At 70.3% G+C, this 14,404-nt stretch carries 14 protein-coding genes; 12 read left to right on the plus strand and 2 right to left on the minus strand.

What is annotated here, in order from left to right; translation table 11 throughout:
- Window positions 1-16 precede the first annotated feature (16 nt).
- From AQJ46_RS24250 to AQJ46_RS24265, 4 genes are all read left to right on the plus strand, one after another.
- On the plus strand, window positions 17-1,555 hold the full coding sequence (locus tag AQJ46_RS24250) for an ATP-dependent DNA ligase (protein WP_059207594.1): 1,539 nt from the start codon (window positions 17-19) through the stop codon (window positions 1,553-1,555).
- Complete coding sequence (locus AQJ46_RS24255; RefSeq protein WP_059207595.1) at window positions 1,552-2,013, plus strand: NUDIX domain-containing protein; 462 nt, start codon at window positions 1,552-1,554, stop codon at window positions 2,011-2,013. Before AQJ46_RS24250 ends, AQJ46_RS24255 begins: the two co-directional genes overlap by 4 nt.
- Window positions 2,014-2,083: 70 nt before the next feature.
- Window positions 2,084-3,469, plus strand: a complete 1,386-nt coding sequence (locus AQJ46_RS24260; RefSeq protein WP_059207596.1) for an NADP-dependent succinic semialdehyde dehydrogenase — start codon at window positions 2,084-2,086, stop codon at window positions 3,467-3,469.
- Between the two features lie 25 nt (window positions 3,470-3,494).
- Window positions 3,495-3,731 carry a DUF6213 family protein gene (locus AQJ46_RS24265; protein ID WP_057610635.1) on the plus strand — a complete coding sequence of 79 codons (237 nt, stop codon included), beginning with the start codon at window positions 3,495-3,497 and terminating at the stop codon, window positions 3,729-3,731.
- A 77-nt stretch (window positions 3,732-3,808) separates the two neighbouring features.
- On the opposite strand, the gene AQJ46_RS24270 is transcribed toward AQJ46_RS24265, so the two are convergent.
- The gene (locus tag AQJ46_RS24270; protein WP_057610634.1) at window positions 3,809-5,035 is read right to left on the minus strand and encodes an acyl-CoA dehydrogenase family protein; all 1,227 of its coding nucleotides are present in this window, start codon (window positions 5,033-5,035) and stop codon (window positions 3,809-3,811) included.
- Window positions 5,036-5,207: 172 nt separating this feature from the next.
- Between AQJ46_RS24270 and AQJ46_RS24275 the strand changes: the two genes are divergently transcribed.
- Window positions 5,208-5,852 carry a TetR family transcriptional regulator gene (locus tag AQJ46_RS24275; RefSeq protein WP_057610633.1) on the plus strand — a complete coding sequence of 215 codons (645 nt, stop codon included), beginning with the start codon at window positions 5,208-5,210 and terminating at the stop codon, window positions 5,850-5,852.
- 63 nt (window positions 5,853-5,915) lie between these two features.
- Here the strand turns inward: AQJ46_RS24275 and def are convergent, their stop codons facing one another.
- Window positions 5,916-6,461: a peptide deformylase gene (gene def / locus AQJ46_RS24280; protein WP_059207597.1), complete on the minus strand. Its 546-nt coding sequence runs from the start codon at window positions 6,459-6,461 to the stop codon at window positions 5,916-5,918.
- Window positions 6,462-6,572: 111 nt separating this feature from the next.
- Here def and AQJ46_RS24285 point away from each other — a divergent pair, with 111 nt between their 5' ends.
- The 7 genes from AQJ46_RS24285 (at window position 6,573) to AQJ46_RS54340 (ending at window position 14,403) form a co-directional block, all read left to right on the plus strand.
- Window positions 6,573-7,811, plus strand: a complete 1,239-nt coding sequence (locus AQJ46_RS24285) for a MurT ligase domain-containing protein (protein WP_057610631.1) — start codon at window positions 6,573-6,575, stop codon at window positions 7,809-7,811.
- A 16-nt stretch (window positions 7,812-7,827) separates the two neighbouring features.
- Window positions 7,828-8,556, plus strand: coding sequence for a type 1 glutamine amidotransferase (locus AQJ46_RS24290; protein ID WP_057610630.1), 729 nt, complete (start codon window positions 7,828-7,830; stop codon window positions 8,554-8,556).
- A 197-nt stretch (window positions 8,557-8,753) separates the two neighbouring features.
- Window positions 8,754-9,779, plus strand: coding sequence for a 6-phosphofructokinase (locus AQJ46_RS24295; protein ID WP_057610629.1), 1,026 nt, complete (start codon window positions 8,754-8,756; stop codon window positions 9,777-9,779).
- 105 nt (window positions 9,780-9,884) lie between these two features.
- The gene (locus AQJ46_RS24300) at window positions 9,885-10,835 is read left to right on the plus strand and encodes a cytochrome c oxidase assembly protein (protein WP_059207598.1); all 951 of its coding nucleotides are present in this window, start codon (window positions 9,885-9,887) and stop codon (window positions 10,833-10,835) included.
- Between the two features lie 68 nt (window positions 10,836-10,903).
- Window positions 10,904-12,319: a PASTA domain-containing protein gene (locus AQJ46_RS24305; protein ID WP_059207599.1), complete on the plus strand. Its 1,416-nt coding sequence runs from the start codon at window positions 10,904-10,906 to the stop codon at window positions 12,317-12,319.
- A 46-nt stretch (window positions 12,320-12,365) separates the two neighbouring features.
- The gene (locus tag AQJ46_RS24310; RefSeq protein WP_059207600.1) at window positions 12,366-14,213 is read left to right on the plus strand and encodes a serine/threonine-protein kinase; all 1,848 of its coding nucleotides are present in this window, start codon (window positions 12,366-12,368) and stop codon (window positions 14,211-14,213) included.
- Window positions 14,214-14,226: 13 nt separating this feature from the next.
- Window positions 14,227-14,403, plus strand: coding sequence for a hypothetical protein (locus AQJ46_RS54340; RefSeq protein ID WP_031053721.1), 177 nt, complete (start codon window positions 14,227-14,229; stop codon window positions 14,401-14,403).
- The last annotated feature ends 1 nt before the right edge of the window (window position 14,404 follow it).

Consider the following 14,404-nt stretch of genomic DNA (forward strand, 5'->3'; position numbering starts at 1 on the left):
GGTGCACGATAGCTGCATGCAGCTTGCCCGGCTGGCACACGTGTCCCAGGAGGTCGCCGCCACCTCGGCGCGGTCCCGGAAGATCGCGCTCCTCGCCGAACTGTTCCGGGACGCCGAGGCGGACGACGTGCCGATCGTCATCCCGTACCTGGCCGGACGGCTCCCGCAGGGCCGGCTCGGCGTCGGCTGGAAGGTGCTCGGCCGCCCGGTCGCCCCGGCCGCCGAGCCGACCCTGACCGTGCGCGAGGTGGACGCGCTGCTCAGCGAGCTGGGCAAGGTCGCGGGCGCCGGCTCGCAGGCCGAACGCGCCCGGCTGGTGGGTCAGTTGATGGGCGCGGCCACCGAGGACGAACAGCAGTTCCTGTTCGGGCTGATCAGCGGAGAGGTACGGCAGGGGGCACTGGACGCGGTCGCCACGGAGGGGCTCGCCCAGGCCACCGAGGCGCCTCCCGCCGACGTACGCCGTGCCGTGATGCTCGCGGGCTCCCTCCAGACGGTGGCCGAGGCCCTGCTCACCGACGGCCCGCCCGCCCTGGACCGCTTCCGCCTCACCGTCGGCCGTCCGGTCCTGCCGATGCTGGCGCACAGCGCCTCCTCGGTGGCCGACGCGGTCGAGAAGCTCGGCACCTGCGCGGTCGAGGAGAAGCTGGACGGCATCCGCGTCCAGATCCACCGGGACGGGGATGCCGTACGGCTGTACACGCGCACCCTCGACGACATCACCGACCGGTTGCCCGAGCTGACGGCTGCCGCGCTGGAGTTGAGGGGCGAACGGTTCATCCTGGACGGCGAGGTGATCGCCTTCGACGAGGACGGTCGGCCCCGTTCCTTCCAGGAGACCGCGGGCCGGGTCGGCTCCCGCGTGGACGTGACGACGGCCGCCGAGGCGGTCCCGGTCTCCCCCGTCTTCTTCGACGCGCTGTCCGTCGACGACCGCGACCTCCTCGACCTGCCCTTCGCCGAACGGCACGCGGAGCTGGCCCGGTTGGTGCCCGAGCCGATGCGGGTCCGGCGCGCGCTGGTGTCCGGGCCGCAGGACGTGGGGGCGGCCGAGGAGTTCCTCGCCGAGACCCTGAAGCGCGGCCACGAGGGCGTCGTCGTGAAGTCCCTGGACGCCCCCTACAGCGCGGGCCGGCGCGGCGCCTCCTGGCTGAAGGTCAAGCCCGTGCACACCCTCGACCTGGTGGTGCTGGCCGCCGAGTGGGGCCACGGCCGCCGTACCGGCAAGCTGTCCAACCTGCACCTCGGCGCGCGGACGGCGGACGGCGGCTTCGCCATGCTCGGCAAGACCTTCAAGGGCATGACCGACGCGATGCTCACCTGGCAGACCGAGCGGCTCCAGGAGCTGGCCGTCGACAGCGGCGGTTACGTGGTGACCGTACGGCCCGAACTCGTCGTCGAGATCGCCTACGACGGCCTCCAGAAATCGACCCGCTATCCGGCCGGAGTCACCCTCCGCTTCGCTCGCGTGGTCCGCTACCGCGAGGACAAGCGGCCCGAGGAGGCCGACACCGTGGAGACGCTGCTGGCCGCGCACCCCGAGGTGAGGCAGTGAAGACGAGCGCGGGCCTGCTGTTGTTCCGGCACACCGATGAGGGCCTGGAGGTGTTGCTGGGCCATATGGGTGGCCCGTTCTTCGCCCGGCGGGACGCCGGAGCGTGGTCGGTTCCGAAGGGCGAGTACGAGCCGGACTCGGAGTCGGCCTGGGACGCGGCCCGCCGCGAGTTCCAGGAGGAGCTCGGGTTGCCGCCGCCCGACGGGGAGGCCGTACCGCTGGGTGAGGTCCGGCAGACGAACGGCAAGGTCGTCACGGCGTGGGCGATCGAGGCGGACCTCGATCCGGCCACCGTGGTTCCGGGCGTGTTCAGCATGGAGTGGCCACCGAAGTCCGGGCAGATGCGCGAGTTCCCCGAGCTGGACCGGGTGGAGTGGTTCGGCCTCGAGCGGGCCCGGACCGTGATCGTCAAGGCGCAGGCCGCGTTTCTCGACCGGCTGGCTGAGCACTCGGCCTGACGTCCACGCGTTGCGGTCGCCCCCGCCGCGCGGGAAGGTCGAAGCACACCAGCTCTTCAGGAGGTCGGTCATGCCCATCGCGACGGTGAACCCGGCGAACGGCGAGACGCTCAAGACGTACGAGGCCATGGGCGAGGAGGAGATCGAGCGCAGGCTCCAGCTCGCCGAGGCGACGTTCCGCACCTACCGCACGACGTCCTTCACGGAGCGCGCCCGTCTCCTGAACCGGGCCGCCGAGCTCCTCGACGACGGCGGGCAGGACATCGCCCGGGTCATGACCACCGAGATGGGCAAGCCGGTCAAGCAGGCCCGCGCCGAGGCCGCCAAGTGCGCCAAGGCGATGCGCTGGTACGCCGAGCACGCGGAGTCGCTGCTGGCCGACGAGGAGCCCGCCGCGTACGACGTCAAGGACTCCGGCGCCTCCCGCGCCCTGGTCCGCTACCGGCCGCTCGGGCCCGTGCTCGCGGTGATGCCGTGGAACTTCCCGCTGTGGCAGGTGGTCCGCTTCGCCGCGCCCGCGCTGATGGCGGGCAACGTCGGCCTGCTCAAGCACGCCTCGAACGTGCCGCAGACCGCGCTGTTCCTGGAGGACCTCTTCCATCAGGCGGGCTTCCCGGAGGGCTGCTTCCAGACGCTGCTCGTCGGGTCCGGCGCGATCGACGAGATCCTGCGCGACGAACGCGTCAAGGCGGCCACGCTCACGGGGAGTGAGCCCGCCGGGCGGGCCGTGGCGTCCACGGCCGGGAACATGGTGAAGAAGACGGTGCTGGAGCTCGGCGGCAGCGACCCGTACATCGTCATGCCGTCCGCGGACATCGACCGGGCGGCCGAGATCGCGGTGACCGCGCGGGTGCAGAACAACGGGCAGTCCTGCATCGCCGCCAAGCGGTTCATCGTGCACACCGATGTCTACGACCGTTTCGCCGAGCGGTTCGTCGAGGGCATGAAGGCCCTCAAGGTCGGCGACCCGCTGGAGGAGGACACCGAGGTCGGGCCGCTGTCCAGCGAGCAGGGCCGGGCCGATCTGGAGGAACTCGTCGACGACGCCAGGCGCAGCGGGGCGAGCGTGCTGTGCGGCGGGCAGCGCCCGGACGGGCCCGGCTGGTACTACCCGCCGACCGTCATCGCCGACGTCACCCGCGAGATGCGCATCCACCGCGAGGAGACGTTCGGGCCGGTGGCCACGCTGTACCGGGCGGACGGCCTCGACGAGGCGGTACTGATCGCCAACGACTCGCCGTTCGGGCTGAGTTCGAACGTGTGGACGCGGGACGAGGCCGAGGTCGACCGGTTCGTACGGGATCTGGAGGCCGGCGGGGTGTACGTCAACGGGATGACCGCCTCGCATCCGGCGTTCCCGTTCGGCGGGGTCAAGCGGTCCGGCTACGGGCGTGAGCTGTCCGGGCACGGAATCAGGGAGTTCTGCAACATCACCACGGTTTGGCACGGAGCGTGACGCTTGCGCGGCTAACATCCCGGGTGTGAACCGCGAAGTGACTCTGCCTCTGATCGTCGATGACCGCGGGACCCTGCAGGTGACTGCCGCCGATGTGAGCAAGTTGCTCCGCAGTCTTGGCGGGCGATGGCTGCACCTGGTCGAGGCCGGGGCCGACGGGCTCGACGAGGATACGGTGGCCGCGCTGACGATCGAACTGGCCAAGCTGGCCGATCGGATCGATGTGGCCTGTATCGCGCACAGCAGCGGCAGTGCGCCGTAGGGCTTGCTGGTTCGCTGCCGTGTGCGTCTTCGCCGACCCGGCGGACGAGTCGGCGAAGACGTGCCGTTCGGACTTCGTCAGCGGATGGACATGCCGGACAGGGTCCGGGCGATGACCAGTCGCTGGATCTCGCTCGTGCCCTCGAAGATCGTGTAGATCGCGGCGTCCCGGTGCATGCGCTCCACCGGGTACTCCCGGGTGTAGCCGTTGCCGCCCAGGATCTGGACCGCCTGTGCCGTGACCTTCTTTGCCGTCTCACTCGCGAAGAGCTTCGACATCGAGCCCTCGGCGGCGGTGAACTGCTTTCCGTTGATCGCCATCCAGGAAGCGCGCCACACGAGGAGTCGGGCCGCGTCGATGGAGGTGCGCATGTCCGCGAGCTGGAAGGCCACGCCCTGGTTGTCGATGATCGGCCGCCCGAACTGCTCACGCGTCTTGGCGTAGTCGAGGGCGACTTCGTAGGCGGCCCGGGCGGTGCCCACGGCCATGGCGCCCACGGCGGGCCGCGACGCCTCGAACGTGGCCATCGCCGCGTTCTTCACCCGCTCGCCGCCGGTCTTCGCCCGCTCCCGGGCCCGCGCGAGGCGCTGGTCCAGCTTCTCCTTGCCTCCGAGGAGGCAGGAACCGGGCACCCGGACGTTCTCCAGCACGACCTCGGCCGTGTGCGAGGCACGGATGCCGTGCTTCTTGAACTTCTGGCCCTGGGAGAGCCCCGGCGTGTTCGGCGGCACGATGAACGACGCGTGGCCCTTGGAGCCGAGCTCGGCGTCGACGACCGCGACGACCACGTGGACGTTGGCGATACCACCGTTGGTCGCCCAGGTCTTGGTGCCGTTGAGCACCCACTCGTCCTTGGCCTCGTCGTACACGGCACGTGTACGCATGGAGGCCACGTCGGAGCCGGCGTCCGGCTCGGACGAGCAGAACGCGGCGACCTTGACATCGTTGGCGTCGCCGTACATCTGCGGGATCCAGGTACCGATCTGCTCCTCGGTACCGTTGGCGAGAACGCCCACAGCGGCGAGACCGGTGCCTACGATCGACAGGGCGATGCCCGCGTCGCCCCAGAAGAGCTCCTCCATCGCCATCGGGATACCGAGCCCGGTGGGATCGAAGTACTGCTGGGCGTAGAAGTCGAGGGAGTAGATGCCTACCTTCGCGGCCTCCTGGATGACCGGCCAGGGAGTCTCCTCACGCTCGTCCCATTCGGCGGCCGCGGGGCGGATGACGTCGGCGGCGAAGCCGTGCAGCCAGTCCCGGACCTCCTTCTGTTCGTCGTTGAGCTCCATGGTGAACTCGGCCATGTCCCCTCCAGCGGCGACGCACGTGCATGTTACTTGCGGTAACCCGAGTCTGTTACCCACGGGTAGGAAAAGTCAACTCCCGATGACCAGTCAGCAGCCTGTTCGATGCCTGTCGCCTGCCGGGTGTTAGTTTGCGCAGGCGTTACCGATTCAGTACGGGTGGGGAGAGCTCATGGACACCACACAGCGGACCGATCAGCAGCGGTCCGCCGACCGCCGTCGGCGTGAACTGCTGGAGGCCGCGGACAGAGTGGTGCTGCGCGACGGGCCGCAGGCCTCTATGAACGCGATCGCCGCAGAGGCCGGCATCACCAAGCCGATCCTGTATCGGCACTTCGGTGACAAGGGGGGACTCTACGCCGCCCTCGCCAAGCGGCACACGGATGCGCTGCTGGACTCGCTCCGGGCCGCGCTGGACGCTCCTGCGGAGCGGCGTGAGCGGGTCGAGGCGACGTTGGACACGTACCTGGCCGCGATCGAGGCCCGGCCTCAGGTGTACCGGTTCCTGATGCACCCGGCCGAGGGAGGGCAGGTCGGGGAGCAGGGGTTCGATGTCGGTAAACATTCCGCGCCCTTGCTGCGCAGGATGGGTGAAGAGTTGGGGCAGGTCATCGAGGAACGGCTGGATCTCGGGCCCGGGAGTCAGTTGCTGGCGCGGGTGTGGGGGCACGGGATCGTCGGGATGATGTATGCGGCGGGTGACTGGTGGCTCGGGGAGCGGCCTTGCCCGCGGGCGGAGTTGGTGCGGAGTCTGGCGGATCTGTTGTGGGGGCGGCTCGCTGCGGTGGGGGACAAGGTGGGGGGTCCTGGGTTCTGACGGTTGTCGGTCGACTGCTGGTTCGTGGGGGCTGGTCGCGCAGTTCCCCGCGCCCCTGGTGGGTCAGCTGGACCTGTGCCAAGAAGTCCGGGCCACTTGTCGCATGAGCTTCCGCTTGCGCCGGCCCGCCAAGCGGTCCGCGTAGACCTTGCCCTTCAAGTGGTCCATCTCGTGTTGTAGGCATCTCGCGAAGAAGCCCGTGCCGTGGAGGGTCACGGGCTCACCCGTCATCGTGAAACCCTCCACCACCGCGTGGTCGTGACGTTCCGTTCCCGCCTCCAGGCCCGGCAACGACAGGCAGCCCTCGGGGCCCCTCAGCACCACACCGTCCGTCTCCACCAGGCGTGGGTTCACCACATGTCCGAGGTGACGGACCTCCTCGTCGTCCGGGCAGTCGTAGACGAAGACGCGGAGCGGCACGCCGATCTGGTTGGCGGCGAGGCCCACGCCCTCGGCCGCGTACATCGTCGCGAACAAGTCCTCCACCAGGGTCGCCAGTTCGGGACCGAAGTCGGTGACGTCCTCGCAGGGCGTGTGCAACACCGGGGTGCCGAGCAGGGTGACCGCGCGGACGCGCCCCCGCGTGCCCGGAATGGAGCCGTTTCGCATGGCCGCAAGGGTACGGCGATTCGGGAGTGCTTACGGATCTCGATAGGCTGAGGTCCACACCACGTGGCCGGAGGCTGTGCGCGGCGCGTACGCAAGGAGGATCGAGATCTGATGACAGGCAACTCGGACCCGCTCTCGCCGCGGGCCAAGCTGGCCGTGACGGCGGGCAAGGCCGTCGCGGCGGCATCCCGAGCCGCGGGTCGCGGCAGCGGTTCGGTCATCGGCGGCCGGGTGGCCCTCAAACTCGACCCCGACCTTCTTGCCCGGCTCGCCCAGAACCTGGACGTCGTCCTCGTCTCGGCGACCAACGGAAAGACCACCACCACCCGGCTGATCGCGGAGGCACTGGGCGCCGCCGGGCCCGTCGTCTCCAACGCCCTCGGCGCCAACATGCCCGCCGGTATCACCTCCGCCCTCGCGGGCGGCTCGGACGCCCGGTACGGCGTCATCGAGGTCGACGAGAAGTACCTCGCCGGCGTGGCCCGCGACACCGACCCCAAGTGCATCGCCCTGCTGAACCTCTCCCGCGACCAGCTCGACCGCGCCGCCGAGACCCGCATGCTCGCGGAGAACTGGCGCGAGGGGCTCGCGGGTTCGAAGGCCGTCGTCGTCGCCAACGCCGACGACCCGCTCGTCGTGTGGGCCGCCTCCTCCTCCCCCAACGTCATCTGGGTCGCCGCCGGACAGATGTGGAAGGACGACGCCTGGTCCTGCCCGTCCTGCGGTGGTGTGATGCAGCGGCCGGGCGACGACTGGTTCTGCGGCGAGTGCGGGTTCCGGCGTCCCACGCCGAGCTGGGCCCTGTCCGGCGACCACGTGCTCGACCCGCACGGCTCCGCCTGGCCCATCCACCTCCAGCTGCCCGGCCGCGCCAACAAGGCCAACGCGGCTTCCTCCGCCGCCGTGGCCGCCGTCTTCGGCGTGCCGCCGCAGGTCGCCCTGGAACGCATGTACCAGGTGCAGGCCGTGGCGGGGCGCTACGACGTCGTCCAGTTCCAGCAGCGCGACCTGCGCCTGCTGCTCGCGAAGAACCCGGCCGGCTGGCTCGAAACGTTCAGCCTGATCGACCCGCCGCCCACCCCGGTGATCCTCTCCGTCAACGCCCGCGGCGCCGACGGCACCGACACCTCCTGGCTGTGGGACGTGGACTACACCCGACTCACCGGCCACCCGATCTGCGTGATCGGCGACCGTAAGCTGGACCTCGCGGTGCGACTCGAGGTCGCGAACCAGAACTTCCAGGTCTGCGACAACCTCGACCAGGCCGTGCAGATGAGCCCGCACGGCCGTATCGAGGTCATCGCGAACTACACCGCCTTCCAGGACCTGCGCCGCCGCGTCGGCAACTGAGACACAGGGGACTTTTGTGAGCGACAACAGCCTGCGGATCGTCTGGATCTACCCCGACCTGCTCAGCACCTACGGCGACCAGGGCAACGCCCTCGTCATCGAACGCCGGGCCCGCCAGCGGGGCCTCGACGTGGCCCGCCTGGACGTGCGCAGCGACCAGCCGATCCCGACCTCCGGCGACATCTACCTGATCGGCGGCGGCGAGGACCGGCCGCAGCGGCTCGCGGCCGAGCGGCTGCGCCGGGACGGCGGTCTGCACCGGGCCGTCGGCAACGGCGCGATCGTCTTCTCCGTGTGCGCCGGCTACCAGATCCTCGGCCACGAGTTCATCAACGACCTCGGCCAGCGCGAGCCCGGCCTCGGCCTGCTCGACGTGGTCTCCGTGCGCGGTGAGGGCGAGCGCTGCGTCGGTGACGTGCTCGCCGACATCGACCCGCGCCTGGGCCTGCCCCCGCTGACCGGCTTCGAGAACCACCAGGGCGTCACCCACCTCGGCCCCACCGCCCGCCCGTTCGCCAACGTCAAGCTGGGCAAGGGCAACGGCACCGGGGACGGTACGGAGGGGGCGTACAACGACACGGTCTTCGGTACGTACATGCACGGACCCGTACTCGCGCGCAACCCGCTCATCGCCGACCTGCTGCTGAAGCTCGCGCTCGACGTGAACGCGCTGCCGCCCACCGACGACCGCTGGTACGAGGCCCTGCGCAACGAGCGCATCACGGCCGCTCAGCAGCCCGCCTGAGCAGCAGGTTCACCTCGGTTCCAGATGTCCGTCACCGGCCCGTCTGACGCGGAGCCCGCACAGGTGAGCGGACTCGTCCAGCAGGCGGACGCGTTCTACGGCCCCGCCCCCCTGTGCCGCTAGGGTGGCGGGGTTCGAGCCGGACGACGTGGTCCGGACCCGACCCACGTTGATTCGGTGAGAGGGTTTTTCCGGCTATGCGCATTGGTGTCCTCACGTCCGGCGGCGACTGCCCCGGCCTGAACGCCGTCATCCGGTCCGTGGTGCACCGTGCCGTCGCCGACCACGGCGACGAGGTCATCGGCTTCCGGGACGGCTGGAAGGGCCTCCTGGAGTGCGACTACCTCAAGCTCGACCTCGACGCGGTGGGCGGCATCCTGGCCCGCGGTGGCACGATCCTCGGCTCCTCCCGGGTCCAGCCCTCGCATCTGCGGGACGGCGTGGAGCGGGCCAGGGGGCATGTCGAGGAGCTCGGGCTCGACGCGATCATTCCCATCGGCGGTGAGGGCACCCTCAAGGCGGCCCGGCTGATGTCGGACGCCGGCCTGCCCATCGTGGGTGTGCCCAAGACCATCGACAACGACATCGCGGTCACGGATGTCACCTTCGGCTTCGACACCGCGGTAGGGGTCGCGACCGAGGCCCTGGACCGGCTCAAGACCACCGCCGAGTCCCACCAGCGGGTGCTCGTCGTCGAGGTCATGGGGCGGCACACCGGGTGGATAGCGCTGCACTCCGGGATGGCGGCCGGTGCGCACGCCATCGTCGTGCCGGAGCGGCCCTTCGACATCGAGGAGCTGGCTCGCCGGGTCGGGGAGCGGTTCGAGGCGGGGAAGCGGTTCGCGATCGTCGTCGCCGCGGAGGGGGCCAAGCCGGCGCCCGGCTCCATGGCCTTCGACGAGGGCGCCAAGGACATCTACGGGCACGAGCGCTTCGCCGGGATCGCCCGTCAGCTGTCGATCGAGCTGGAGGAGCGGCTGGGGAAGGAAGCCCGGCCGGTCATCCTGGGGCATGTGCAGCGGGGTGGTACGCCGACCGCGTACGACCGCGTCCTCGCCACCCGGTTCGGATGGCATGCGGTGGAGGCCGTGCACCGTGAGGAGTTCGGTCACATGACGGCTCTGCGGGGAACCGACATCGTGATGGTGCCGCTCGCGGAGGCCGTCGAGACGCTGAAGACGGTGCCGGAGGACCGGTACGCCGAGGCGGAGTGCGTGCTGTAGGTCGTACGGCGGTTGTGTGCCCCCGGTCCAGGACGTGACCGGGGGCAGTCTTAGTCTGGGGGGCGGACAGACTCGCACAACCCCCACGAATCAGGAGCCGCCGCGATGGACCACAGCGGGCACGGCATGCCCCACGACCTGGCGCCGTTCACGCTGGGACGAGGGCTTCAGTGGTCGGCCGACCCCTTCTTCCTCGTCGCCTGCCTCCTCGCGCTCGGTCTGTATGCGTGGGGAGTCGTGCGGCTGCGGCGGCGGGGCGACTCGTGGCCCGTGGGGCGGACCGTTTCCTACGTGGTCGGTGTGCTCACCATCGCACTGATGATGTGCACCGGGCTGAACGACTACGGAATGGTCATGTTCAGCGTGCACATGGTGCAGCACATGGTGATCAGCATGCTGTCGCCGATCCTCATCCTGCTCGGCGCCCCGGTGACCCTGGCCCTTCGGGCGCTGCCCGTCGCGGGCAAGGGGCGCAAGGGACCGCGTGAGCTGCTGCTGGCACTACTGCACAGCCGGTACATGCGGATCATCACGCACCCGGCGTTCACCATTCCGCTGTTCATCGCGAGCCTGTACGCCCTGTACTTCACGCCGATCTTCGACTTCCTGATGGGGTCGAAGACCGGTCACATCGCGATGATGGTGCACTTCCTCGCCGTTGGTGTCGTCTTCTTCTGGCCGATCATCGGCGTGGACCCGGGACCGCAGCGGCCCGGGTATCTGATGCGGATGCTGGAGCTGTTCGCCGGGATGCCGTTCCACGCCTTCTTCGGCATCGCGCTGATGATGGCGTCCGAGCCCATGGTGGAGACGTTCAAGAACCCGCCCGCCTCGCTCGGCATCGACGCCCTCTCCGACCAGAACTACGCCGGCGGTATCGCCTGGGCGTTCAGCGAGATTCCCTCCGTACTGGTGCTGATCGCACTGCTGTTCCAGTGGTACGGCTCCGAGCAGCGGCAGGCCAAGCGCACGGACCGGGCCGCCGACCGTGACGGCGACAAGGATCTCGAGGCGTACAACGCGTATTTGGCTTCATTGAACGCACAGGGGCGTTGAACGGCTTCGTCTTTCCGAAGCATTCAGTAGCATGAAGCGCGTTGGGGGAACCGCCGGGGGGAGCGGTCATGACACTTCGCGCATTTATGCACAGGATCACCGTCCTGGCGATTTTCGCACTGCTGCTGAGCGGTTGTGAGAAGGGAAATCCACTGACGGTGGTCAAGGCGGTCGCCGTCGGCGTGCCCTCGCTCGCTCCGTTCTTCGAGGAGAACAGCGGCCTGGGCAGGGACACCACCGCCGTGCGGTCGCAGCCCGTCCAGGGAAGTCTCCAGCAGGGGGACACGCCCGGTCTGTACGGCGGCAGCAAGCAGCCGACCATCTGTGACGTCGCCAAACTCGAACGATTTCTCACCGATCCCAGGAATCACCAAAAGGCACAGGCGTGGGCCGGCGTGCTGAACATCGGTACGGACGAGATACCGGAATATCTGCATCGACTCACACCGGTTCTGCTGCGTCACGACACTCTCGTCAAGAACCACGACTACAAGAAGGAAAAGGCCGTCCCGTACAACTCCTTGCTCCAGGCCGGAATCTCGATTCTCGTCGATGAACAAGGGCTTCCGGCTGTGAAGTGCTCGTGTGGAAATCCATTGCGGCCCTTCGAGGGTGACACCGGCCGGATTTCCGTCCAGTTCGAGGACGGCAACAAGAAGTGGGCGGGATACGAGCGGGAGTCGGTGGTGGCCGTGAAGCCCGCTCCGCGGAAACTGGCACGGATCGCTCTCGTCGACGTCCAGGAGCCCGCCCGCGGCATCAACCGGCCGGTCGGCAGCACCGGTGACAAGGACACCACCTTCAACACGAAGAAGCGGCGCACGGTGCCGGACCTGGCCGGGACGACCTTCGCCCGGGCCGTCCGGGAGCTGATCGACGCCGGGCTGGCGGCCGGGTACGCCGGGCAGGGGGTGCCGTCCGACGGCGCGAAGGTCACGGCGACCGACCCGCCCGCGGGGGCGGAGCTGCCGTTCGGGCAGTACGTGATGCTGACCGTGGCCGGGGGTGGCACGAGCACCTCCGGCGGGAAGAGCGGGCCCACGACCACTCCCCCGCCGCCCTCCCCCGGGGCGAAGACACCGCTCACGAGCAGCCCGCCCAAGCCGGGATCCTCGGGGCCCTCGGGATCGTCCGGCGGACGGCCCGGCGAGTCCTCCTCGCCGCCTCCGTCCTCGTCGAGCGGCAGGCCCGGGGTGTCCTCGTCACCGCCGTCGTCGAGTACGGCTCCCGGCGCGCCGTCGCCCGAGAAGTCGAGCAGTCCGCCGAGCCCGCCGCCCTCGACCGGTTCACCGCCGAGCAGCGCCCCGGTCACCAGCAGCGCGCCACCGGCACCGCCACCGGCGACGACGAGCGTTCCCCCGACCTCCAGGCCGGCCACCTCGCCAGCGGCCACGAGCGAACCCGCGACCACTGAGCCCGCGACGACCGAGCCCGCCACCAGTGAGCCCGCCGCCGACGGGCCGAGCAGCACGGTCGCCGCGTAACACCCCCGAAGAGCCCGAGGAACCCGCAGAACCGGAGAGTCACCGGATGTCTTCAGGATCACCGACGTCGGGAGTGGGCCGGATCATCGCCGGCCGCTATCTGTTGCTGAACCCGCTCGGCAGCGGCGGCATGGGCCATGTGTGGCTCGCCCACGACCAGAGACTCGACTGTGCGGTCGCGCTCAAGGAGATCGTGTTCCGTGACGCGGTGGAGGCGGACCACGAGCGGGAGGCCAGGGTGGCGCGGGCCCGCGCGGAGGCCCGGCACGCGGCGGGGCTGCGCGGCCATCCGCACGTGGTGACCGTGCACGACGTGCTGGAGCACGAGGGGCTGCCGTGGATCGTCATGGAGTACGTGGCGGACGCGGTGGATCTGCGTGACCTGGTCGACTCCCGCGGCCCGCTGGCCCCGGCGGAGTGCGCCCGGATCGGCCTCGCCGTGCTGGACGCGCTGACCGCCGGGCATCAGCGGGGCGTGATGCACCGGGACGTGAAGCCTGCGAACATCCTGCTGGCGCCGGACCGCTCGGGATCACCGTACGGACGGGTCCTCCTCACCGACTACGGCATCTCCGTGCAGCCGGACGCCGGGGAGACCCGGTACACGCTGGCGTCGGTGCTGGTGGGCACGTCGGGCTATCTGGCGCCCGAGCGGGCCACGGGCGGAGCGCCCACCCCGGCCGCCGACCTGTTCTCGCTGGGCTGCACGCTCTACCACGCCGTGGAGGGTGTGGGTGCCTTCGAGCGGGAGTCGCATCTCGCCGAGGTGACCGCGGTGGTCATGGAGGCGCCGCGGCCCGCCGTGCGCGCCGGTGCGCTGGGCCCCGTACTGCAGAGGCTGCTCGCCAAGGACCCCGGGCAGCGGTGGTCGGCGGCGGAGGCGGAGGCCGCGCTGTCGCGGATCGTGGCGCCGCAGCCCGAGCCGTACGTCCGCACGCAGACCGACCTCGGTTCCCAGCCGCCCTGGGCCGCGGTGCAGGCGCCGCCGCCCGGGCCGCCGCCGAACGGACAGCGGCCGCACACCGAAGGGCTCCCGCCGCCGCAGGGCGGCCGCCGACGGCGGGAGCGCTCGCACGCCCTGCGGGCCGTCCTCGCCTGCGGTCTCGGGCTGCTGCTGGCCCTCGGGGGCGTCTGGTACGCCATGGCCGACCGGTCGTCGGACGGCGGGGGCGGACAACAGGGCTCCCGGCAGCCGTACGGCGAGACGGTCGGGCTCACGAAACCGCTGCGGGACGGCGACTGCGTCGTCGCCGACTGGCCCGGCTCGGAGCGTTTCCGGGCCACACCTCGGCTGCGCCTTGACCCCACCTGCGGGACGGTCCCGGACGGCCAGGTGATGGCGTTCGTGACGACCTCCTCGGCCGAAGAGGCGCGGCGGACGGGTGTGGCGCGGTGCGAGGAGCGGACGCGGGAGGTCCGGGACCGGCTCGCGGACGTCCGCAGCCAGGCCGTCGTGCCGACCGACGGGGGCTTCGAGGCGGCGGGACGACGCACCGCGTGTCTGGTGCTGGGCGGGAACGGGCCGGTGTACGGGCCGATCGGTACCCATCGGCGGCTGGGCTCGGGGTTCGCGGACACGGCGACCATGCAGCGGCGGGACTGTCTGGACGTGCGCACCAACCGGGACGCCCGGCTGGTCTCCTGCGAGGGCTCCCACGACGAGCAGGTGCTGGGATTCACCCGTCTGGACCCCGACGTCACGCTGTCCGAGGCGCGCACGGAGTCGGACACGGCGTGCGCGCGTGACGTGCCGCCGGGCGACTACGGGTTCGATCCGTCCGTCTACACCGCGGGCTCCTGGACCAGTGCGGGGCCCTGGAAGAACGGCACACATTTCGTCGTGTGCACCGTTCGCAGGCAGAACGGGGGCACCATGGAGGGGGACGAATCCTGAGGAGGGTGTTGCGATGCCCGGTACCGGTTCCACGGATGGCTCGACCCGAACGATGGGGGTGCTCACCGTCGGCGGTCTCGTCGCGGTGACCGCCTACACGGTGGCGCTCGGCAGCAACGGCTGGCTGTGGTTCGGCTGGGTGGTGCTGGGCCTGATCACCCTGGGGATGGTGGCCACCCGCAGCACCTGAC

It is taken from the genome of Streptomyces canus, from assembly GCF_001514145.1.
Taxonomy (GTDB): domain Bacteria; phylum Actinomycetota; class Actinomycetes; order Streptomycetales; family Streptomycetaceae; genus Streptomyces; species Streptomyces canus.

What these genes read in the sequence shown, in the direction of transcription:
- AQJ46_RS24310 (WP_059207600.1), top strand. Translation starts at nt 12,366, where the DNA reads ATGTCTTCAGGATCACCGACGTCGGGAGTGGGCCGGATCATCGCCGGC.
- AQJ46_RS24260 (WP_059207596.1), top strand. Translation starts at nt 2,084, where the DNA reads ATGCCCATCGCGACGGTGAACCCGGCGAACGGCGAGACGCTCAAGACG.
- AQJ46_RS24305 (WP_059207599.1), top strand. Translation starts at nt 10,904, where the DNA reads ATGACACTTCGCGCATTTATGCACAGGATCACCGTCCTGGCGATTTTC.
- AQJ46_RS24300 (WP_059207598.1), top strand. Translation starts at nt 9,885, where the DNA reads ATGGACCACAGCGGGCACGGCATGCCCCACGACCTGGCGCCGTTCACG.
- AQJ46_RS24250 (WP_059207594.1), top strand. Translation starts at nt 17, where the DNA reads ATGCAGCTTGCCCGGCTGGCACACGTGTCCCAGGAGGTCGCCGCCACC.
- AQJ46_RS24270 (WP_057610634.1), bottom strand. Translation starts at nt 5,035, where the DNA reads ATGGCCGAGTTCACCATGGAGCTCAACGACGAACAGAAGGAGGTCCGG.
- def (WP_059207597.1), bottom strand. Translation starts at nt 6,461, where the DNA reads ATGCGAAACGGCTCCATTCCGGGCACGCGGGGGCGCGTCCGCGCGGTC.
- AQJ46_RS24295 (WP_057610629.1), top strand. Translation starts at nt 8,754, where the DNA reads ATGCGCATTGGTGTCCTCACGTCCGGCGGCGACTGCCCCGGCCTGAAC.
- AQJ46_RS24285 (WP_057610631.1), top strand. Translation starts at nt 6,573, where the DNA reads ATGACAGGCAACTCGGACCCGCTCTCGCCGCGGGCCAAGCTGGCCGTG.
- AQJ46_RS24275 (WP_057610633.1), top strand. Translation starts at nt 5,208, where the DNA reads ATGGACACCACACAGCGGACCGATCAGCAGCGGTCCGCCGACCGCCGT.
- AQJ46_RS54340 (WP_031053721.1), top strand. Translation starts at nt 14,227, where the DNA reads ATGCCCGGTACCGGTTCCACGGATGGCTCGACCCGAACGATGGGGGTG.